The sequence below is a fragment of the Brachyspira pulli genome (genome assembly GCF_036997785.1).
GTDB lineage: Bacteria > Spirochaetota > Brachyspiria > Brachyspirales > Brachyspiraceae > Brachyspira > Brachyspira pulli.
This window is the reverse complement of record NZ_JAWLQI010000006.1, coordinates 38,977-61,421: the sequence shown is the minus strand read 5'-3', so window position 1 is coordinate 61,421 and position 22,445 is coordinate 38,977. Positions and strand designations below refer to the sequence as shown.

Below are 22,445 nucleotides of genomic sequence, written 5' to 3'. Positions count from 1 at the left end.
ACAACAAAATAAGTATTATTTAAGCAATTAAAAAAGGAAGATGGCCTAACATATAAAATATTATGGTACTGGATCATATATTTTCTTTGCTAGAGGATTACATCTCAGTACTCTGGCAATTGCGAGAAAACTACCCTTTATAACACCATGTTTAATAACTGCCTGTTTGGCATACTCCGAACATGATGGTATATATCTGCAAGAAGGCCTCAAATAAGGGGAAATGGCCTTTTGATAGAAAAAAATTAAGAGCAAAAGAATATTTTTCATAATTTACGAAACCTTCTGAAATAAATTTAGCAAATCTCTTTTACAATCATTATACGAATGGGAATAGTAACTATCAAATCTATTTATAATAATAAAATAATCATAGCCTACAGGTATCTTATCTTTAGAACTTCTATATATTTCTCTTACTATTCTTTTAGCTCTATTTCTGCCTACGGAATTAGTTTTATTTTTTTTGATAGCTACAGCAAACCTAGAATACAAGCGATTATTCTTCAATAAGAATATAGTATAAAGAGAATTACTTATCCTTCTAACACCATTATTTTTATTGAAGAATACAGTTATATCATTTCTATGCTTTAATCGCTCTTTGCTATATAATTTCAACAATATCCCCTATCACAGTTTTCCATAAGTACTGTTTGATAATTGCTTAATATTTTTATTCATCGGCAGCTGTTAAACGATATCTACCTTTTCTTCTTCTGCGTTTTAGAACATCGCGTCCATGTTTGGTTGCCATACGTTTAAAAAAACCAAATTTTCTTGCACGACGCAACTTACTTGGCTGATAAGTTCGTTTCATTTTGTCTCCTTAAAGATTGTATTTCTTTTATTTAATTATTTTCATCAAAAAATTTAATACAAATGTACTGAAGTATTGTACTATAGAAATTTCATTTTGTCAAGCATATAAAAACTATATAAAAAAATAATCTTACCATTAATAATATAAATTTGATTTATATTATTATAGTGATATAATAGAATGATGAAAAAGTATATTCTGGAAAATAAATTAGAAGATATCACACCTCTAATAGAAGAAGTAAGTCTTGAAGTAAAAAAACTTATAGGAAATTCCGAATTAGACTTATTTGCAGCAGCATTATATGAAGTGATAATGAATGCCATAGAACATGGTAACTTGAGTATACCTTATGAAATGAAAAAAGAATGGCTTAAAAAAAACACATACAATAAAAAATTAAAAGAGTTGTTAAAAACAGAAAAAGCTAAAACTACTCATGTTGATATCATTCTAAAAATTGAAGAAGGATATATCAGCATTAATGTAAAAGATCAAGGTCTTGGTTTTAAACCTAAACAAGAAGCCAAAAAGATAAATAATGATGGTTTTGCACGTGAAAGCGGAAGAGGTATGATGATGATTAAATCATATTTCGATGAAGTTAAATTCAACAAAAAAGGCAATTCCATCACACTTATAAAATATATTCCAAAAGAACAATAAATTACTAATAAAAAGAGATTCTATCTATGGATAAAAATAACAAAAAAATTAAAAAAGTTAAAGATACTAAATTCTTCAAAAAATCTCCTCCTATACAGTTGGATACTGGTTTTGTAAATTTGGAAAGATTCGTTGCCATAAATGAATATGATGATGGAACTTTCTCCAGAGAGTATAATTGTGATATTATTAACAGAAAAGGAAGAGATGCTGTTATTATTGTTCCATATACATATATAGACAATCAAATTCATGTACTTATGATAAATACATTCAGACCAGTTGTATATTATAGAGAAAAAGTGATGACTGGTAAAAACCCTGAAGATATAGATGAACACATTATGAATTTTCTTGAGTTTCCTGCTGGAATGCTTGAAGAAGATGAAATGAATGATAAAAATCCTAGCAATGGTATAAAAAAATGTGCTCAAAGAGAATTAGAAGAAGAAACTGGATATTCTGTGGAATTAAAAAATGTTCATGTATTAGGTCATAGATATTATAGTTCTTCTGGAATAATTACAGAGAGAATAAATATTGCAACATGTGATATTACAGGAATAACACCTAAAAAAGAAATAAAAACTGATGGTTCTGTTATGGAAGAAAGTATAGAAACTTTTTTTGTTCCATTTGATAAAGCTATGAAATGGTGTAAAGATGGTGTTATAAAAAATGCCGGTACAGAAATAGGACTTAACAGACTTTATTTTTCAATACTTTATGAACATCAAAAAAAGCATAATTTAATACTTCAAAAAAGACTTCGTACTCTTTTGAATGAAATTAATTCGCTAAAAAAAAGTGCTGAACATTATAACAAATTAATAAGAGAATTTAAGGCTACTGTTTCTCATGAATTAAGGCACCCTTTTACTGAGATTATGGGATATATTAACCTTCTTAAAAAGAACAATATGCCTGAAGAAAAAAGAGAAGAATTCTTTAATATAGTTACAAGAAGCATAAAAAAACTTTATGATACTAATAATAATCTTATACAAATTGCTTTAAAAGATGATGACAGCAATAAATATGTTTCTGAATTTAATGTAGAAGAAGAATTGAACATTATAATAAACGGTTATAAATTCATATATCCTAAAGATATAGAAGTAGAAATGAATATAGAGAAAAACTGTAATATATTAATAGGATATCATGAAAGATTTAGACTTATTATGGAAGGAATAATATCAAATGCATTCAAATTTACTAAATCAGGAACAATATCTATAAATATAAGGACACTTGATACTATAGAGAAAAAGTCGCTTGATTTCTCACCTGATTTATTTAATTATCACACAATGCAAAATATAATTCCAAATGAAATAGAGATAATGGTAAAAGACACAGGCAAAGGAATAAAACCTAGCCAATTAAAAAAGATTTTTATGCCATTTTATCAATGTGATTCAAGATTTGAAAGGGAATACGGCGGCATAGGTATAGGTTTATCAGTTGTAAAAGATTTACTTGACACTATGCAGGGCACTATTACTATAGACAGTTCAGAGGGAGCCGGCACTATAGTAAAATTGAGAATACCTTTTGGAATACCAAGTAAAAACTGATTTTAGTTTAATTGAAAATTTAAGCATATCCAAAGTGTTAATAAAATTTATAATTTTTGAAACGCACGGTATACGAATTTAAAAAAATAATAAAATTTGAATTATAGATAAATTTATATTTTAAATTTTATTATACGTGCGGTAAGCATGCTACAATTTTAAAAAAATCTGGGTGGGCTGCTAAAATAACGAAATAAATAAAAAAGAAAAATTAAACTTAAAATATCAGAAAAGATTTTTAAACCTTAAGGGCGGGAAATGTAATTTAAAACTTTATTAAATATAAAATTACTCTAACGCACGATAAACTAAATTTAAAAAAATATTGGGCGGGCTGCTAAAATAACTGAATAAATTAAAAAGAAAAATTAAACTTAAAATATCAGAAAAGATTTTTAAACCTTAAGGGCGGGAAAATCTAATTTAAACTTAATTAAATATAAAACTCCTATAACGCACGGTAAATGAAATTAAAAAAAATAATAACATTCTAATTACAAATTAATCAAAATATTTAATTTTATTCTACGTGCGGTGAATTAACTATAAATTTAAAAAAATCTAGGGTGGGTTGCTAAAATAACGAAATAAATTAAAAAGAAAAATAAAACTTAAAATATCAGAAAAGATTTTTAAACCTTAAGGGCGGGAAATGTAATTTAAAACTTTATTAAATATAAAACTCCTCTAACGCACGATAAACAAATTTAAAAAAATAATAAAATTTGAATTATAGGTAAATTTATATTTTAAATTTTATTCTACGTGCGATAAGCATGCTATAAATTTAAAAAATCTTGGGTGGGACGTTAAAATAACTGAATAAATTAAAAAGAAAGAATAAATTCAAATACCAAAAAACGTTTTAAACCTTAAGGGCGGGAAAATCTAATTAAAACTTTATTAAATAAAAATTCCTCTAACGCACGGTAAACTAAATTTAAAAAAATAATAAAATTTGAATTATAGGTAAATTTATATTTTAAATTTTATTATACGTGCGGTAAGCATGCTACAATTTTAAAAAAATCTGGGTGGGCTGCTAAAATAACGAAATAAATTAAAAAGAAAAATAAAACTTAAAATATCAGAAAAGATTTTTAAACCTTAAGGGCGGGAAATGTAATTTAAAACTTTATTAAATATAAAACTCCTATAACGCACGGTAAATGAAATTAAAAAAAATAATAACATTTTAATTACAAACAATTCTATATATTTAATTCTATTATACGTGCGGTGAATAAACTGTAAATTTAAAAAAAACTTGGGTGGGTTGCTAAAATAACGAAATAAATAAAAAAGAAAAATTAAACTTAAAATATCAGAAAAGATTTTTAAACCTTAAGGGCGGGAAATGTAATTTAAAACTTTATTAAATATAAAACTCCTCTAACGCACGATAAACTAAATTTAAAAAAATATTGGGTGGGACGTTAAAATAACTGAATAAATTAAAAAGAAAAATTAAACTTAAAATATCAGAAAAGATTTTTAAACCTTAAGGGCGGGAAAATCTAATTTAAACTTCATTAAATATAAAACTCCTATAACGCACGGTAAATGAAATTAAAAAAAATAATAACATTCTAATTACAAATTAATCAAAATATTTAATTTTATTCTGCGTGCGGTGAATTGATAACAAATTTAAAAAAATCTTGGGTGGGCTGCTAAAATAACTGAATAAATCAAAAAGAAAAATTTAACTCTAATACCAGAAAAAATAAAAAGCATCAAGGGCGGGAAAGTGTAATCAAAACTTTATTAAATATAAAATTTCCTATAACGCACGGTAAACTAAATTTAAAAAATAATAAAATTTGAATTATAGGTAAATTTATATTTTAAATTCTATTCTACGTGCGGTGAATTAACTATAAATTTTAAAAAATCTAGGGTGGGCTGCTAAAATAACGAAATAAATTAAAAAGAAAAATAAAACTTAAAATATCAGAAAAAATTTTAAAACCTTAAGGGCGGGCAAATGTAATTAAATTTCAAAACTTTAATTACATTTCCCAATTTTTTATATTTTATAATTCCAAGTATAACAAATAAATAATTTATATTATTAAACAAGATTTATATGCAAAGTATTAAAATTTATCATTTTTTTTAAAAAAGGTAAATATCTTAATAATCCAATAACACCCCATCTATACTTAAAATAATCCGCATAATTATAGCTATTTATAAATCTTATATGACTACTTAATTTTTCTATATCTGATGGCACATCTAATCCCCATCTAAATACAGCATTTGTTTCTTTTACTGTTTCATGATGTTTTGTATTTTTAGCTGCAATTGTAGGTATAATATCAAATATAAAATGACTGTTAATAAAATTCTCAGATAATTTTTCTATTAATTCCCTTATATAAGTTTCTTCTATATACATCAAAACACCTTCAGATATTATTATTACAGTACCCCTTACTTTAATATTTTTTATCCACCTATAATCTAATATAGACGATGATATGCATTCATAATTTTTATTATTTTCAAGTTCTGAAAAAAACTGTTTTCTCAAAGAAATAACATCTTCAAAATCTATATCATACCAATATATGTTATCTTTTATAAATCTAATTGCCCTTGTATCAAGCCCTGCTCCTAAATTAATAATAGTAAAACTTTCTGACATGCTTTTTTCGATAATATCTTTTGTTATATCATCAATTATTTTTGTTCTTATACAAGTACCTACCTGACTTCCTTTAGAATTTTTAAACTTTGAAAAATCATAATCAACTTTATTTAATATATCTATAGATTTAGAATCTACTATAATAGCATCTTTTCTTTTACTCTCCTCTGCTTTTGCCCATAATGTAATTAATAAAGTTTCAGATACACCATTTAAATTAATATTCATAATATAATCTCCTCAAATGTTAGAATGCTCTAACTTTTTTAAAAATTATATAACTTTATATGTTTTTTGTCAAATATTATTAATAAAATAACTTACAGCCCCCCTTTATTCTATATAACTAACTTTTAAATTTTAATATTAACTATCTTGATAACTTATTTAGAAATTTCAGCACCCGCCCAAGCATTAATCAAGTTTAAAATTTCTTTAACGCACGCTAAACCAAATTTAAAATATAGAAAAATGATAAATGACAATCAAATTATATTTATGGTTTCATTCTCCGTGCGATGAGTAGAGAATAAAATTTATCAAACTAAATCATGAACTAAATATTGTTTATATTTTTGAATTTAGCTATATAATATATTCAAAATATAATAGGATAAAATATGTCTGATACTAATAACACAAACAATAATAAAAGTAATATTGAAAATAAACAAGAAGAAGATTTTTTCAAAAGGCATTTTACATTTATATTGTATTCTCTTATATGTGTAATATTTTTATTAGTTTTGATATGCAAATATTCTAAGTACACAGATGAAAGTAAAACATTGATAGAAAACAGCATAAAACAATTTGAATTAAACTCACAAATACAATTAAGCAATTATTATGAGTTCCTGAAAGAAACGGTGACAAATGAAAGTTTTGAAAATAAAGAGTTTATAAAAAATACATTAGAAGAAGCATTCAAACCTAATATAGATTTACTTAGAGAAACTCTAAAAGACAGTAAAGACTTTTCAATAAATACAGTAACTTTCTGGCTCGCATTTTTATCATTAATAATGATAATATTCACAATTTTGGCATATACGCCAATAATAAAATAATTGAAAGCAATCAAAAGCAGTCGGAACTTATTATAAAAGAAAACGAATTAAAATCTAAAGAAAGTATAGAAAATTTAAAAGCAGATTTTAACAATATGAAAGATAACATGCTTCAAGAAATTAATAATATAAAAAATAATTTATTAAAAGAAAATAAAGAATATATTGAAAATTTAAAATCGGATTTTGACAATATAAAAAATAATGTACTTAATGAAATGAATACTATAAAAACAGAAGCAATAAACGCAAAAGATAATGTCAAGGAATCAGAAAAAGAAATTGGTAATATAAAGTCTGATTTATTAAAAGAAAAAGATACTTTAATTGAAAATGCTAAAAAAGAATTAGATGAACAAAAAGATAAAATAACTGAATTTATAGAAACAATAAAAGATAATGCTATCAATGAAATAATTGATATAAAATATGAAATAAACAATAATAAAATAGAAGCTGAAAAATTAAATACTGAAATAGAAAAAATTAGATTAGAAGCAGAAAAAATGTTAAAAGAAATGAAAGAAGAAAGAGAGGCTCAAAAAGAAGAAGGAAAAACTATATTAACCAAAATGGAAAAGCAACAAAAAGTAAATGATTTATTCAATAAAGCTTTGATGGAAGATAATAAAAATAATAAAGAAGAATCAATAAAACTTTATACTGAAATATTAAAAATAGATCCTAAAAATATAATGGCTTTAAATAATAGACAGATAATATGTAATAATAGATACAGAGAGAGTAAGGAAGAAAAATATTTTAGTAAAGCATTAGAAAATTATAATAATGATTTATATACTAATAAAAATTACTATGGTACATATATCAACATATCGTTCTTATATTTGAATCATTATGAAATAAATAAAGAAAGCAAAGAAAGTTTAATACAAGCAGAAAAATATTTAAATGAAGGTTTAAAACTACATCCTAATAATTTAGAATTAATAAATAATTATGGTATACTATTGTATTTCAAATATAAAGAAAATAAAACAATTAATGATTTAACTAATTCTGAAATATATTTGAAAAAAGCTCTAAATGACAGCAGAATAAAAGAAGACATAGGAGAAACCTACTACTATTTACATCTTGTATACGATGAATATGCCAAACTTGATGAAAATATAAGCGGATATTCAAAAGAAGAATGCAAAAATAAAAGTGATAAGTATCTTCAACAGTCAAAAGATTTAGGATTTAAGCATTTTATGGATAATTAACATACTTAATATATCTACAAATAATTATAATTTATTAACATTATAAAATATTATTCTATATTATATAAATATATTTTTAATATATTATAAATCAAAAATACAGTCCTTTTGCTTCTTTGGGGCACCAAAAGAAGTGGGGGTGTGTGGGCAAAGCCACCACAAACAATAAAATTAAAAAACTAAATTTTGACAAACTTAAAAATTTTTAGTACATAGTAAAATGTCTGCATTTTAGCGAAAATTGTTTTTTAACTTCATTGCTTACTAATAAATTTGACATAACAAAGAAAATTAATTATACTATATAAAAATACTATTGACGAGGTGATATATGGAGAATAATATCAGTAATGAAGAACAAATAAGAAATAAGTTTGAAAGAATATTCCAATATGAAAACAATAAGAATGCATTCCTTGATTATTTTTACGGAAGATCAAACAGCTGCCCTACTTTAAGAAATTATTATGGTTATGAAGCTGAAGATATTTTTAAGTTTTATTTTGATGAAAATACTAAAGAAGAAGATAAAAAAGCTCTGTCAAGATACGCTGAAGCTATAATAAAAGATATATACAAAAACCAAAATGTTCATATAATTTTAAGATTATCCACTGGTGAAGATTTAGAAAAAGCATTAATAGAAAGTTATAATAATACGTATGAAAGAACTATATATGATAAAAAATATTCTAAAGCAACTTTAGCTAATAATGAAGCATCTAAATATATACAAATACAAGTAAATAATTTTTATAAGTTTTCAGAATTAGAGGCCTATGTATCTAAAGAGTTTAATCAATACTTAGAAAAAGTAAAAAATGACAATAAAGTATTATTGAATAAAGAGCCTCATTTATTATTAACTATTTTGGTATACCTCATAAATAGAGATGATGATAAAATCCTTATCAAACAGTTATTAAATTATATAGATTCTATAAAAATAAATGATGAAGAAACTATATCATTACTTTTTAGTATAGCTGATAAAGATGAAGAAGTTTATAAAAGATTAATGAATATTTTAAATAAAGATAATAACATCATTTATTTTCTTGTGAATATATACAAAGATATGACAAGAACTATAAAACTATATAAAAGATTATTTAAAGGATATTCAGAGGATAAAGGCTATTATTACTACACTCAAAAACTTATACCTGAATATTTAGAACTATGCAATTTCCCTAAAGAATGTATTTTATTAAACACAATAGTTAATAATAACACTATTTTTATTTCATATTTAACAGTAGAAGCAAAAAAATTATATGATGAAGACAAAGAAACATTTTATAAACTTTATGAGATAATAGAAAAGTCAAAATTGGAAAATTTATATCTTGATTATGCTATGCTTTCATCAATTATGCTTGCAAACGATGATAATAAATATAATATAGATACTAATTCCATTGTAGAAACTCTCAAAACAATGTGCGTAGAGTTATTAAAGATAATGCAGCCTATTAAAAGTTTTGATGAAATAACTTCTAAAAGCTTTAAATATGTAAAAGAAGAACCTTATGCTAATCATAGTCATTATTTGTCAGCTATAATGTCCTTTGACGGAATAAATGATGAAGCATCAGAAATTACTACTAAATTATTAAAGCATTACGGAATATACGGCAAAATTTCAATTTATGTTTCTATTCAGGAAATATTCTATAATAGAAATATTTTGGAAGCTAAAGAAAAATTAGTTAATGATAAAAAAGTACCATTAAAAGATATTTATTTATCATTATTAGATTCAAAAGATAATATTATCACACTTATAAAAAATAATGTGGAAGAAACAAAAACTATTATTGAAGAAAAGTCATTTATCACTTCTATAATGTCAAATATTCAAGGCACTATATCATTCATTAATTATATTTGCAGTGATAAGTTAAAAGAACTTATTGATAATAAATTCGATTTTGTTTTCAAAGTTCTTGATACAGCAAAATCAAAAGAAATAAAAAAGCATTGTGTATCAGTAATCAGCAATAATGAAAGCATTGTAAGAAGCGAAGTAGAAAAATTAGCAAATGAAGGAAAAGAAGCATCAAGAACAGTTTATAAAGAAATAATTAAATATTGGGATTTACAGAAGTTTGATGATGATTTCCAATTTACAAGCGTTGAAGAAATAGAATCACATTTAAATAAATACTATAATGAAGGACATGAAAGTCTAATAAAAGATATAGACGAAAATATACTTTCTAATATTTTATTAAAAGACAAACAAACTAAAGCACCTTTAAAAATAGTTCAGTATGTGTTTATGGAATATGTTGCATTAAAAGAGCCTTCAATATTAAAAGACTGCAACAAGATAGCAGAGTTCTTTGATATTGATTCATTTAGAAATGCACTTGATAATATATATTCTAATTGGCTTAACAATAAAGCTGATACAAAATTAAAAAATATACTTATTCCATATTGTATTTTCCAGCCTGAAGATAAACTATTAAAATTAAAGGCACAAATTGAAGAATGGGCATTGAATGCAAGAGGAGCATTAGCGGCACATGCAGTATATGCTATAGCATTAAATGCAAGCAAATTTGCATTAGTGTTAGTTGATACAATGTCTGTAAAAATTAAAAATAATCAGGTTAAAAATGCTGCTAAAGATGCATTAAAAAAGACTGCCAAAGCATTAGAGATTTCAGAAGATGAGTTAATAGACAAAATAATTCCAGATTTAGACTTTGATAAAAAAGGAATGCGAGAACTTCATTACGGAGGAGAAGCCGACAGAGTATTTAAACTTCAAATAAAAAATGATTTCACTATCGAAGTAACAGATTCAAATAATAAAGTTTTAAAATCACTTCCTGCGCCAAACAGCAAAGATGACAAAGAAACAGCAGATGCATCCAAAAAAGAATTAACTTTGATAAAGAAAAATATAAAAATGATAACTTCTAATCAAATAACAAGATTAAATAAAGTTTTATTAAACGGAAGAAAATGGTCTTATAAAACTTTTACTGAGCTTTTTGTAGAAAACCCTATAATGAATATATTTGCTTTAAAACTTATATGGGGCGTTTATGATGAAAATAATAATTTGATAGAAAGCTTCAGATACATGGAAGACGGAAGTTTTAATACTTTTGATGAAGAAGAATATATATTTGAAGATAGTTTTAAAAATAAAAAGAATATTACTTTAGTTCACCCTATAGAATTGGACGAAGAACAATTATCAAAATGGAAAACTCAATTAAGCGACTACGAAATATCACAGCCTATAAATCAGCTTGATTTATTATTTGAAGAAGTAAAAGAAGAACACATAAAAAACAACAAAATCATTTCCTTTGAAGATCAGGAAATAACAGCAGGCGAAATAATGTCAATGGCAAATAAAATGTCATTTGAAAGAAGCAGAGATATTGAAGACGGCGGAAGCTATACTTATTATGAATTAAAAGACTCTATATTAAATATTGCATGCCGTATAGATTTTGAATATATGTGGTTTGGAATAGAAGCTAACGAAAAAGTAACATTTAAAAATATTGCTTTCCACAGACTAGATGAAAACGGAAATTGCAATGCAGAAGAATATATAAATCCTTTAGACATTAATAAAAGATTTACTTCATCAATATACGGAACAGTAAAATCTTATTTTATAAAGTAAAAACTTTTTATAACCTGTATATACTAAGCATTTTTCATTTTGTCAAAAATGAATTTTTTTATTTTGATTATTTGCGGGGACTAGCCCCGCACCCCCCAGTTCTTTTATTGGTATAAAAGAACCAAAAGAACTGCATTTTTAACCTAAAATTAGGATATTACACCATATTTGATATATATTCTTAAAATATAAAGTTCTAGCAATTGCGTTTTTTGCAACTTTTTTGAGCGACAAAAAAGTTGATCAAATAAATATATTGTATTATTATAAACTGTAAAGGATATAAAATGAGTAAGGAAATTGAAAACTTCAATAGCAATTTTGATGATGAAATTTTTGACATGGCATTTGTGCTTAAAGAATCATGCTTAGGAGCTGGTAAGGCTCATAAAGATAAATATTATACTTTATACATTAATGCTATAGCTTTAAAAAATATTGACTCTAATGAAATTATAGAAAATGATAATATTATTATTCAGAAAAAAGTTAAAGAAACAAAAGAGTATTTTCAAACACTAAAAAGTAAAAGCATAGTAAGATTAAAGGTGAGAAAAGAAAAAAATAATAATGATTTGTATATGAGATTTTTGCTTGAAGATATAGTTGATAATGATTATAAAGATGATGATTTAAATGTTATATTAGAAAAATATTCTAAGCCTATTTATTATAAAGATGAAGAATTAGGAGATTTTGAGCTTAATAAATCTATTAACTGTTTTGAAAAAAATATGTCTTGGATTGATAATAATGATATATCAGTTTCATTTGATGATATTGATGAAGAACTAAATAAAAAAAGTATTGATGTAATAAAGAAAATATTAGCTAATAAAAAGGATATTGACAAAAAACTAAAAGAGTATATAGCAGAAAACATGCTTGAAGATGCCAACAACTGGAACGATGATGCGGAAAAGCCTCATATAAGCAAAGAAGATTTCACAAAATTAATAGCCTTAACATATATAACTATAAGCGAAGATATTATAACATTTTGGTTTGATGACGGGGATATTTTCTGGGGACACTCTATAGTAGTAGAAAGCGGCTATGATTTTAATTTTACAGATGCTCATATAGAAGGATAATTAAATTTACTTACCGCACGTAGAATAAAATTTAAAACATAAATTTATCTATAATTCAAATTCTATTATATAGTAAATTGTACTCACCGTGCGTTAAAGAAATTCTAAATCTGCTCAACACTTGGGCGGGTGCTATAATTTCTAAATAAATTATAAAGATAATAAATATTAAAATTCGATAGTTGGTTATAGAGAATAAAGGGCGGGATATGTAATAGATTTGTTTCAAAACTAAATTAATAAATATTTTCTGTATTTAAGTTTTAATAATTTTGTTTTTGCCCACACCCTACTTCAAAAATTTTGTATATAATTTTGTAAAGTAATTTTTAAACAACTATAATAACAATTTTTAAATTTATTATTGATATTTTTATCCTAGCATATTACAATAGTATTGAGGTATAAAAATGAACAAAGAAATTGAAGATTTTAATAAAAATTTTGACGATGAAATTTTTGACATGGCATTCGTACTTAAAAGATCATGCTGCAAATACAATAAAATTCCTTGGGAAAAATATTATACTTTATTTGTTTCAGCTATAGCTTTAAAAAATATTACTGCTAATCTAATTATAGAAAATACACATATTATCATTAATAAAAAAGTTGAACAAGCTGAAGAATATTTAAAAATACTCAAAGATGAAAGCATAGTAAGATTAAAGGTGATAAAAGAAAAAGATCCTGACGACTTCTATATTAATTTTTTACTTGAAGATATAGTTGATAGTAATTATAAAGATGATGATTTAAATAGCATATTAGAAAAATATTCAGAAATTATTTATTATAAAGATGAAGAATTAGGAAATTTTGAACTTAATAAGGATATAAACAGTTTTAAGAAAGAGATGCCTTGGACTGACAGTAATATTTCAATCTTCTTTGATAATATTGATGAAGAATTTAATAAACAAAGTGTTGATATAATCAAAAAAATATTCGCTAATAAAAAAGATATTGACAGAAAATTAAAAGAGTGTGCTGCAGAAAGTATATTTAAGCCTTATAATATGGAAAAAGAAGAATTCATAAAATCAATAAGTTTAACATCTATAAGCATAGATTCTAAAAACAGCATAACATTTTATTTTAATGACGGTGCAGGACATGCAATACCAGTAAACAGTGATTGGGATTTTAATTTTAAACCAATTACTAAACCAATGTTTTTTTAAATTTGCCTACTTCTTCCGCAACCTAAATAAATCTTAAAATATGAGTTATCTATAATTCAAATTCTATTATATAGTAAATTTTATTAAACGTGCGTTAATGAAATTCTAAATCTACTCAACACTTGGGCGGGTGCTATAATTTCTAAATAAGTTATAAAGATAATAAATTTTAAAATTTAAAATATATTTATAAAGTATAAAGGGCGGGGAATGTAATAAAAGCTTTAAAATTTAATTACACTGCCCCACCCTCTATCCTTTCAATTTTCACTCTCATTTTTATAATATTTTCTTTTTAATCTAAACTGTTATTCTAGCTGCCCACCCAAGATTTTTTTAAATTCATAACGTATTCACCACACGCAAAATAATTATAAAAAATACGGTTTAATAAGTAATACAATCTAATTATATTTATAATCTCTTTACCGTGCGTCAAAGTAATAAATAATATCTTTTTATATTTTTAAAGTATAGTATAATAATAAAAAATTATTTAGGCATTATTTATGAAAAATATAGAAAATAATAATCAAACAAACAAGAAAGAAAAAAGAAATTACCAAATGGATAATTATAATGTAATGATTAAATTATTTATATTATCTATGATAGTTTTTGCAGCACTTTATTTTGCACATAATTTACTTGTTTCTTATAGACTTGATAAAGCTATGGAAAGATATTCAAGTCCATTAGAAAATATTATTATCACTAAAGAAGAGTTTTATACTAATGTGATAATAACAGAGATAGAAAGCAATAAATTTATCACTAATAATATAATATTAAAAAGCTCATCAATAGAAGATTTACAAAACGCATTCGCCGAAGCTATAGACAGCCACACAAAAAATCTTCAAATATCAATGAGCGAAATAGTAAAATCATCATCGGATACATTAAATTTCTGGTTTGCCTTTATATCTGTAGTAATGATAGTGTTCTCATTTGCAGGAGCATTCGTAAATAATAATATTTTAAATGAAGCAAAAGCTCAGCTTAAAAATGTAGAGAAAGAATCTAAAAGCTCTATGAAAAAGATAGAACTTGCTACAAAAGAATTAATAGAAAAAAATGATAAAAATATAAAAATTAATTGGCTTTTTAATTTAGCTTATCAGGCAGCAAATAAAGAAGATTATAATTCTGCTATGGAATATTATAAACAAATATTAGTTATAGATTCAGAGAATTATACTGCTTATTATGGATTAGGATTATATGAAAATTATTTAAAAGAATATGAGAAATCAATAGAATATTTTGATAATGCAATTAAATATAATAATAAATATGTAGATGCATATTTTAATAGAGGTCTTTCTAAAATGAAATTAAAGAGATATGATGAAGCTTTGTCTGATTATAGTTTTGTAATAGAATTAGATAATAAATACATAAAAGCATATAGAAATATTGGTGTTATGAAAAATGAACTAGCAGAAAAAGAAATAAAAGAAAATAATTTAGATTATGCATATACATTACTTAATGAAGCTTTGGAATATATTAATAAAGCTATAAAAATTGATAACTTTAATGAAAGAGCTTATAGCAAAGACATTGCTATAAAGAATTTTAATATTGATGTATATTCTCAAAGGTATTTGGTTAGAGCTCTGATAAAAAGTAATATGTATATAATAGAGATAAAAAGAATGAATTTTAATAATTCCAAAAAGTTATTGGAAGAAATAAATGATGATTATTCTAAATCAATAGAATTATCTCCAAATAACTATTCTCCATATAATAGTAGAGCTTTTAGAAAAATTAAATTAGCTAATATAGAGTATGAATTAGGTAATAAATGTAAAGCAGAAGAATTATTAAATGAAGCTGTAGAATATAGCAGCAAAGGTATTGATATAAATAATAATTCAGCAATATATGATACCAGAGGATATGCTAAAACTAAACTTGCCAATATTGATAGGAATAACGGTAATATAGAAAAAGCAGTTGAAATATATAATGAATGTTTGGAAGATTTTTATAAAACTATAGAATTAAACCCTGAACATGATTATGCCTTAAACAGTATAGGCTACATTAAAAATATACTAGCCAACATTCAAAAAGAAAATATCTCCGAAGATGAATATAAACACTTAAAAGATGAGGCTTTACTTTATTTTGAAAAAGCATACAAAATAGCTAATGATGAATTAAAACCAAAAATGGAAAAGTACTTGATAAAGCTTGCAAAAGAAAATGACAGTGTCGGTATAGAGTTCTGTACTAAAAATGGTATTGATTATTTATGATATTTCATAAAAATAATTGGAGATAATGGGGCTCGAACCCACGACCCTCACAATGCCATTGTGATGCTCTCCCAAACTGAGCTATATCCCCTAGTCTTGAAAATGATAAATTATTTTAAATTAAAAGTCAATCTATTTGTATTCTTTACTATTAGATTATTAGTTATAATTTTTATATACTAACTAATTAAAAATATAACTACTTTATTAAAGTAAATCAAATAGTTATTGTTCTTTTTTTGCTTTCTAAAAATCAAAGTTATGTACTTTTTTGACTAACCAAAAAAGCTACTTCTTTTGTTGGCACAAAGAAGCTATATCCTCAACAAGCTCGGATACGCTTTCGCGAAAGACTGCATTATTAAATATCATCTTATATACTGTTGCTGATTTAATTATTTAATTTATAATTGAAATATAATTTTTTAAGAGTTTTTTTATGACTATACTAGACCTTAATGAAACAATATTATCTCCAAAAAAAATTAGTGAATGTAAGACAGAAGAACAATTAATATTATATCTTAAATTAGATTTAATGAGTCAAGCTCTTAATAAAGGAAAATATTTTAAATATAATATTATAACTATTACAGACGAAGAAGAAAAAGATTATACTTTAAACATAAGAGCTATAAATAATGATAATCTTGAAGATAAAATTTCAATTCCTTTTTATTTAGAAAATGTAATTCATCATTTTAGTACAGAAAAAGAAAATAAATACGAACTAAATTATAATATTAACTTTGAAAATATTATAATATCTTCTGGGATATGCATTCAAAATGTTAACTTTAATGGTTCAGTATATTTTCGCAATACTACTCTTCAATCTACTGTTGGAGTTTATAATTCTAATTTTAATAAAATATTAGTATTATCAAATTCTAATTTTTATCAACGTTTTCCATTAGAGTTTGATAATATAGAATTCAATAATATGTTATTGGTTGGATATTGTGAATTTAAATGCAGAGTTGAAATAAAAAAATCGAAATTTAATGGAATTTCATATTTTATTAAAAATACATTCAATTATATTTCATTATTTAGACAATGTGAATTAAATAATATTATTGGTTTTTATATATCTAATTTTCAATCAAATTTAGAATTCATAAATACAACGATGAATACTATTATGTATTTTCGTGGTTCTACAATAAATAAATTATTATTTAATGAAATTAAATTTAATGATAATAATTCTATTCTATCAATAGATAATAATTTCATAGAAAACAATTATTATGATAGATTTTTTAATTATTTATTAGAAGATGAAAAAAAAGAAATAGTAAAAGATATAAATAAAAAAAATAATGAAATAAATATAATGTGTTTTTATAATACAAGAATAACAGGAAAAATTGATTTACAAAATATAGAAGTAAAAGAAGCAGATTTTAAAGGCACTGTTATTAATGGAGGTTTAATCAATCCAGTTAATTTCAAAGTACATAAATTTGCCAACCGTGGAAGTGCTTTGTTTCTTAAACAGCAAGCCTATGCCTCAAATAATGCTATTGATGCTTTACAATATAAGGCTCAGGAAGTAGAACTCCATAAAGATGAATTGATAAAAAAGAAAGATAAAACTTATAAAGATTGGGCAGATATACTCTCTATTCAATTAAGTTCTTTATACAGCGATAATGGTCAGAATTGGGTTAAGGCTTTAGCTATGACCATAGTTATAACGGCTTTCTGTTTTACTATTTTTTATATTCCTGATTTAACTAAAGCTAATATAATACGTTTATATTATAAAAATCTATTTCCGGAGTTAATAAAATATTTTATACCTACTGATTACAGCCTTATAATAGCCTATGCCGCATCTAAATTGAATTTATTTTTAAAAACATTCGGAGTTTTAGTTTATTTTTTAGGTAAAGTTTTATTTTGGTACGGCTCAGTGCAAACCGTTCAGGCTTTTAGAAAGTTTTCCAAAGGTGCTTAATTACAAGTTGACAAAAAACATTTAATGTGTATACTTATGTGTATAAAAAAGAGGTGTTAAAAATGAAAAGTATTTATTTTTTAATGAACAAGGAGAATATACTTGAAAGCATCAGAAATCATAACACTTCTCAAAAAAGACGGCTGGTTTGAAATTGCTCAAAAAGGAAGCCATAAACAATTTAAACATAATACTAAAAAGGGAAGAGTTACAGTACCTTATCATAGTAATGTTGATTTATCTATAGCTGTTATAAAAAGCATAGAAAAACAAGCTCAAATAAAAATTTTAAATAAATAGTTTGTTTTATAAGATATTTTATTATGAAAAAAAATATAGAAACATTTGTAGCAAATATATATAAAGTAAAATCTGGTTATAATTCTACATTTTATGATTTTGACGGATGCATTAGTGCAGGTAAAACTTTAGAAGAAACAATAAATAATTCTAAAATAGCACTTCAAATGCATATTGACGGCATGATAGAAGATGGAGAAAAAATTCCAAAAGCATCTAGTTTAGAAAAAATTATTAAAGAAACGGAAGATGAACCTATAACTAGAATGTTAATAGAAGTAAAAGTTTCAAGAGAAAAGAAAAAAAGAATAGATGTTACATTAGATGAAAGTTTAATAAAAATGATAGATAATTTATCTTCAAATAGAAGCGAATTTATAACTATAGCTACTAAAAATTACATATCTAATTATTATAAGTAAATAATATTGTCTTTAGTGCAAACTGTTCAGGCTTTTAGAAAGTTTTCTAAAGGTGCTTAAAATATATAATTAATTGAAAATATTTATAATTAAATCTCTTTTTTTAGTTTCTCATATTCATCTATAGAGATATTTATGTCTTTTAAAATTTTTCTGATTAAACCTCTTGTTAAATCTTCATTATGAACAGGTATAACAGTAGTAAGACCAATATCATTAATAAAAAATTTATGACTTCCTTTTTGCCCTAATTCTTTAAATCCTAACAATATCAAAATCTTTATCATAGTTTTTGAATCACATATAGACAATTTACTCATATACTAACTTCTACCTTGTCAGCCTTTATGAGTTTATTATATTTATAATTATCTTTCAAATAGTTATATTCTTCAACTTCAAGGCAAAGCTCTATAACTTCTTTTATTCTTATATATAATTCATCTATTGATTTTGCTTGAGTATAACAGCTTTTTAATGCTGGTATGGTTGCTATATACATACCGTCTTCATCTTCCTCTATAATAATATTAAAATCATATTTAGACATATAAAATCCTATTATAATAAAGATTTTTTATTATATAGTTTTTCATTCATTATGCAATTATAAATAATAATTTTTATTAAACAGATTTTTTATACAATTCAGGCTTTTAGAAAATTTTCCAAAGTAGCTTAAAATATTATATTTAAAATTAAATAAACTACTATTTGTTATTGATGCACAAAATATATATAAAATTTTCAAGCAATTTTTTAATCTCTATACTTTATCATAACAATTTTTCTGCCGTCATCTTCATAATAAAAATCATCTGTATATAAAGAAATCAAAAATATTCCTCTGCCGCTGTCTTTATAAATATTATCCTGAGATTCAGTTAAACCTATCATTGCCAAACAATAGTCAAAACCGCTGCCCTCATCTTCTATTATTATTTCAACTTTTTCACAATCTATAGTAAAAGTAATATAAACATTTTTATTAGAATCATTTTTATTTCCATGAACTATGGCATTAGTTAATGCTTCTTCAAAGGCTATTTGTAAGGCATCACACTGCTCTACACCATTAGAATGAAGCATATTTAAAAAATAACTGGAAATTTTCGGTATTAATGACTTATCACTTTGTATTTTTATCGATGACATTTTTTTATCAACTTTATTTAAACAATACTTAGCATACATAACAATACTCTACCCAAAAACAACTACATTCCATCTAGTCGTGTTACTATAATAAGTTACCTATAGTATAGTAAAATAAAAGACACATTTCAAGTTTTTTTAAAAATATTTACATTACTATAAATAATATTTTTTTATATATTATCTATTGACAATAATTTTAATTTGAATACAATTTATATAAACATAATATATGTTTATTTTTATATTAAAGGATTTTTTTATGAAATATATGAACCTTTATAGAGGATATGAAAAAAGAAAAGAAGCTATTGATAAAAAAATATCTTCTATTATAGAAAGAAGTCAATTTGTATTCGGTGCAGAATTAGATGAATTAGAAAAAGAATTAGCAAATTATACAGGTGCTAAATATGCTGTTGGAGTATCATCTGGACATGTTGGTTTAGTACTTTCACTTTTAGCTCTTGGATTTAATGCTGGAGAAGATCATTCTAATAAAGAAGTAATAGTACCAGCTATGACTTTCTTCTCTACTGCTGAAGCTCCTGCATTTTTAGGTATGAAAGTAAGAGTATGCGATATTGATGAATACTTCAATATGGACGTAAAAAAACTAGAAAGCTTAATAAATAAAAATACAGTTGCTATTATACCAGTTAATTTATTCGGACAATGTGCTAATTATGATGTTATACTTGATATAGCTAAAAAAAATAATATATTTGTTATAGAAGATGCCTGCCAATCATTCGGAGCAAGCTATAAAAATATCAAATCATGTTCCGGAAAATTAGGCGATATTGCAGTAACATCATTCTTTCCAGCTAAACCATTAGGCTGCTTCGGTGACGGCGGAATGGTATTTACTAATAATGAAGATTTATATACAAATCTCAAACAATTACGTCATCATGGTGATGAAGGCGGTATGACTCATATAAAATTAGGTACTACAGGAAGATTGGATAATTTACAAGCTGGAATATTATTAGAAAAATTCAAAGGCTTCGATAAAGATATGGATCATAGAAGAAATGCTGCTGAATATTATAATGAAAAATTAAAAGATGTAGTAAAAGTACCGCAAGTTGCAGAATATACTCAAAGCGTACATGCTCAATATGTTATACAAGTAGAAAATAGAGATGAAGTTAGAGCTAAATTAACAGAATTAGAAGTACCTACTGCACTTTACTACCCTCACCCTATACATTTAGCTCCTGTATTAGTTAAAAAGTTAGGATATAAAGAAGGAGATATGCCAGTATCTGAATATGCTTCAAAACATAATTTGGCATTGCCTATAGATAATGACATTCTTAAAGAAGAACAGGATATAGTTATAGAAGCTATCAAAAAAGTTGTAAAATAAAAAGCTAAACAAGCCAATACAAAATAAATGCTTACTGCTTGGCAGCGGCACAAACATATAAATAAATTTATTTTCTGGTTATAGGTAAGTTTATCGCTTTAAAACTCAATAATATATATAAAATGGGAGGGTTTATTCCTCCCATTTTTGTACAATTCATAATATTTTTCATCATTTATTTAAATAAAATTTTCACAAATAACACTATTTCTATATTTTACATGATTTAAAGAAATTAATTTATTATACTATATAGTATATATAATTTATTATTGTATACATAATAAATTTGACAAATAGTACAATGTTTTATATTATATAAAATAGAGGTGTAAAAAGATGAACAGGATAAGTAAATTAATCGATCATACCATTCTCAAACCCGAGGCAACAATAGATGATATAAGAAAGTTATGCATAGAAGCAAAAGAATATGGATTTTATTCTGTATGTGTAAATTCAGCTTATGTTAATGTTGCTTATAATTTCTTACTTCATTCAGATGTCAAGGTTTGTTCTGTAGTTGGCTTTCCTCTGGGTACAATGATGAAGGAAGCAAAAGCATACGAAACTAAAGTGGCTATTGACAGCGGTGCTGATGAAATAGACATGGTTATCAATGTAGGCTTGCTAAAAAGTAAGAAAATAGATCTTTTTGAACGTGACATAAAAAAAGTAAGAGATGCATGTCATGCCAGTGTATTAAAAGTCATTATAGAAACCTGCCTTTTAACTGATCAAGAAAAAGTCTTAGCATGTAAAATAGCAAAAGAATGCGGAGCCGATTTTGTGAAAACATCTACAGGATTTTCCACTGCTGGTGCTACAGAACATGATGTAAAACTCATGAGAGAAACAGTAGGAAAAGAAATGGGTGTAAAAGCTTCAGGCGGAATAAAAACTTATGAAGATGCTTTAAAAATGATTGAAGCCGGAGCAAACAGATTAGGCACAAGCAACGGAATTGCTATAGTAAAAGCAGAAAAACAATAAGGAT

18 protein-coding genes, 1 tRNA gene and 1 pseudogene are annotated in these 22,445 nt (G+C 24.6%); 12 read left to right on the top strand and 8 right to left on the bottom strand.

The features are described from left to right. Positions 1-60: 60 nt before the first annotated feature. The 3 genes from yidD to rpmH are packed head-to-tail and all read right to left on the bottom strand — an operon-like array spanning position 61 to position 820. Positions 61-270, bottom strand: a complete 210-nt coding sequence (gene yidD / locus R4K56_RS02810) for a membrane protein insertion efficiency factor YidD (protein ID WP_335772997.1) — start codon at positions 268-270, stop codon at positions 61-63. Positions 271-273: 3 nt separating this feature from the next. Then, on the bottom strand, positions 274-621 hold the full coding sequence (rnpA, locus tag R4K56_RS02805) for a ribonuclease P protein component (RefSeq protein WP_297300236.1): 348 nt from the start codon (positions 619-621) through the stop codon (positions 274-276). A gap of 55 nt (positions 622-676) precedes the next feature. Next, entirely contained in the window at positions 677-820 is a 144-nt protein-coding gene (rpmH, locus tag R4K56_RS02800; protein WP_008723263.1) for a 50S ribosomal protein L34, read from the bottom strand. Between the two features lie 186 nt (positions 821-1,006). Between rpmH and R4K56_RS02795 the strand changes: the two genes are divergently transcribed. Further along, positions 1,007-1,489, top strand: a complete 483-nt coding sequence (locus tag R4K56_RS02795; protein ID WP_335758007.1) for an ATP-binding protein — start codon at positions 1,007-1,009, stop codon at positions 1,487-1,489. Positions 1,490-1,515: 26 nt separating this feature from the next. After that, positions 1,516-3,069: an ATP-binding protein gene (locus tag R4K56_RS02790; RefSeq protein WP_335758001.1), complete on the top strand. Its 1,554-nt coding sequence runs from the start codon at positions 1,516-1,518 to the stop codon at positions 3,067-3,069. Between the two features lie 2,074 nt (positions 3,070-5,143). On the opposite strand, the gene R4K56_RS02785 is transcribed toward R4K56_RS02790, so the two are convergent. Beyond that, positions 5,144-5,953 (bottom strand): class I SAM-dependent methyltransferase, encoded by an 810-nt coding sequence (locus R4K56_RS02785; RefSeq protein ID WP_335758002.1) that lies wholly within the window; start codon positions 5,951-5,953, stop codon positions 5,144-5,146. 392 nt (positions 5,954-6,345) lie between these two features. Between R4K56_RS02785 and R4K56_RS02775 the strand changes: the two are divergent. The 5 genes and pseudogenes from R4K56_RS02775 to R4K56_RS02755 all read left to right on the top strand — a co-directional run bounded on the left by R4K56_RS02775 (position 6,346) and on the right by R4K56_RS02755 (position 16,230). Beyond that, a pseudogene (locus R4K56_RS02775) lies at positions 6,346-8,024 on the top strand (tetratricopeptide repeat protein). A gap of 331 nt (positions 8,025-8,355) precedes the next feature. Beyond that, positions 8,356-11,682 carry a DUF4132 domain-containing protein gene (locus tag R4K56_RS02770; protein WP_335771975.1) on the top strand — a complete coding sequence of 1,109 codons (3,327 nt, stop codon included), beginning with the start codon at positions 8,356-8,358 and terminating at the stop codon, positions 11,680-11,682. A 287-nt stretch (positions 11,683-11,969) separates the two neighbouring features. Continuing rightward, a complete protein-coding gene (locus R4K56_RS02765) occupies positions 11,970-12,776 on the top strand; it encodes a DUF2262 domain-containing protein (RefSeq protein ID WP_335771976.1) in 807 nt (268 codons plus the stop codon). Between the two features lie 410 nt (positions 12,777-13,186). Further along, complete coding sequence (locus R4K56_RS02760) at positions 13,187-13,960, top strand: DUF2262 domain-containing protein (RefSeq protein WP_335771977.1); 774 nt, start codon at positions 13,187-13,189, stop codon at positions 13,958-13,960. Positions 13,961-14,469: 509 nt separating this feature from the next. Then, a complete protein-coding gene (locus R4K56_RS02755) occupies positions 14,470-16,230 on the top strand; it encodes a tetratricopeptide repeat protein (protein WP_335771978.1) in 1,761 nt (586 codons plus the stop codon). A 17-nt stretch (positions 16,231-16,247) separates the two neighbouring features. Here R4K56_RS02755 and R4K56_RS02750 read toward each other — a convergent pair. Next, a tRNA-Ala gene (locus R4K56_RS02750) sits at positions 16,248-16,321 on the bottom strand. 348 nt (positions 16,322-16,669) lie between these two features. Between R4K56_RS02750 and R4K56_RS02745 the strand changes: the two genes are divergently transcribed. The 3 genes from R4K56_RS02745 to R4K56_RS02735 all read left to right on the top strand — a co-directional run bounded on the left by R4K56_RS02745 (position 16,670) and on the right by R4K56_RS02735 (position 18,918). Further along, positions 16,670-18,196 (top strand): hypothetical protein, encoded by a 1,527-nt coding sequence (locus R4K56_RS02745; RefSeq protein ID WP_335771979.1) that lies wholly within the window; start codon positions 16,670-16,672, stop codon positions 18,194-18,196. Between the two features lie 102 nt (positions 18,197-18,298). Beyond that, complete coding sequence (locus tag R4K56_RS02740; RefSeq protein ID WP_335771980.1) at positions 18,299-18,496, top strand: type II toxin-antitoxin system HicA family toxin; 198 nt, start codon at positions 18,299-18,301, stop codon at positions 18,494-18,496. A gap of 23 nt (positions 18,497-18,519) precedes the next feature. Further along, the gene (locus R4K56_RS02735; protein ID WP_335760735.1) at positions 18,520-18,918 is read left to right on the top strand and encodes a type II toxin-antitoxin system HicB family antitoxin; all 399 of its coding nucleotides are present in this window, start codon (positions 18,520-18,522) and stop codon (positions 18,916-18,918) included. An 89-nt stretch (positions 18,919-19,007) separates the two neighbouring features. Here the strand turns inward: R4K56_RS02735 and R4K56_RS02730 are convergent, their stop codons facing one another. From R4K56_RS02730 to R4K56_RS02720, 3 genes are all read right to left on the bottom strand, one after another. Beyond that, the gene (locus R4K56_RS02730) at positions 19,008-19,238 is read right to left on the bottom strand and encodes a type II toxin-antitoxin system HicA family toxin (RefSeq protein ID WP_335756770.1); all 231 of its coding nucleotides are present in this window, start codon (positions 19,236-19,238) and stop codon (positions 19,008-19,010) included. Then, positions 19,235-19,468, bottom strand: coding sequence for a type II toxin-antitoxin system HicB family antitoxin (locus tag R4K56_RS02725; protein WP_335771981.1), 234 nt, complete (start codon positions 19,466-19,468; stop codon positions 19,235-19,237). Before R4K56_RS02725 ends, R4K56_RS02730 begins: the two co-directional genes overlap by 4 nt. A gap of 209 nt (positions 19,469-19,677) precedes the next feature. After that, positions 19,678-20,112 carry an ATP-binding protein gene (locus R4K56_RS02720; protein WP_335756772.1) on the bottom strand — a complete coding sequence of 145 codons (435 nt, stop codon included), beginning with the start codon at positions 20,110-20,112 and terminating at the stop codon, positions 19,678-19,680. 223 nt (positions 20,113-20,335) lie between these two features. Between R4K56_RS02720 and R4K56_RS02715 the strand changes: the two genes are divergently transcribed. Both R4K56_RS02715 and deoC read left to right on the top strand, forming a co-directional pair. Next, positions 20,336-21,448: a DegT/DnrJ/EryC1/StrS family aminotransferase gene (locus tag R4K56_RS02715; RefSeq protein ID WP_335760732.1), complete on the top strand. Its 1,113-nt coding sequence runs from the start codon at positions 20,336-20,338 to the stop codon at positions 21,446-21,448. Positions 21,449-21,787: 339 nt separating this feature from the next. Continuing rightward, positions 21,788-22,441, top strand: coding sequence for a deoxyribose-phosphate aldolase (deoC, locus tag R4K56_RS02710; RefSeq protein WP_335756774.1), 654 nt, complete (start codon positions 21,788-21,790; stop codon positions 22,439-22,441). Positions 22,442-22,445: the final 4 nt, after the last annotated feature.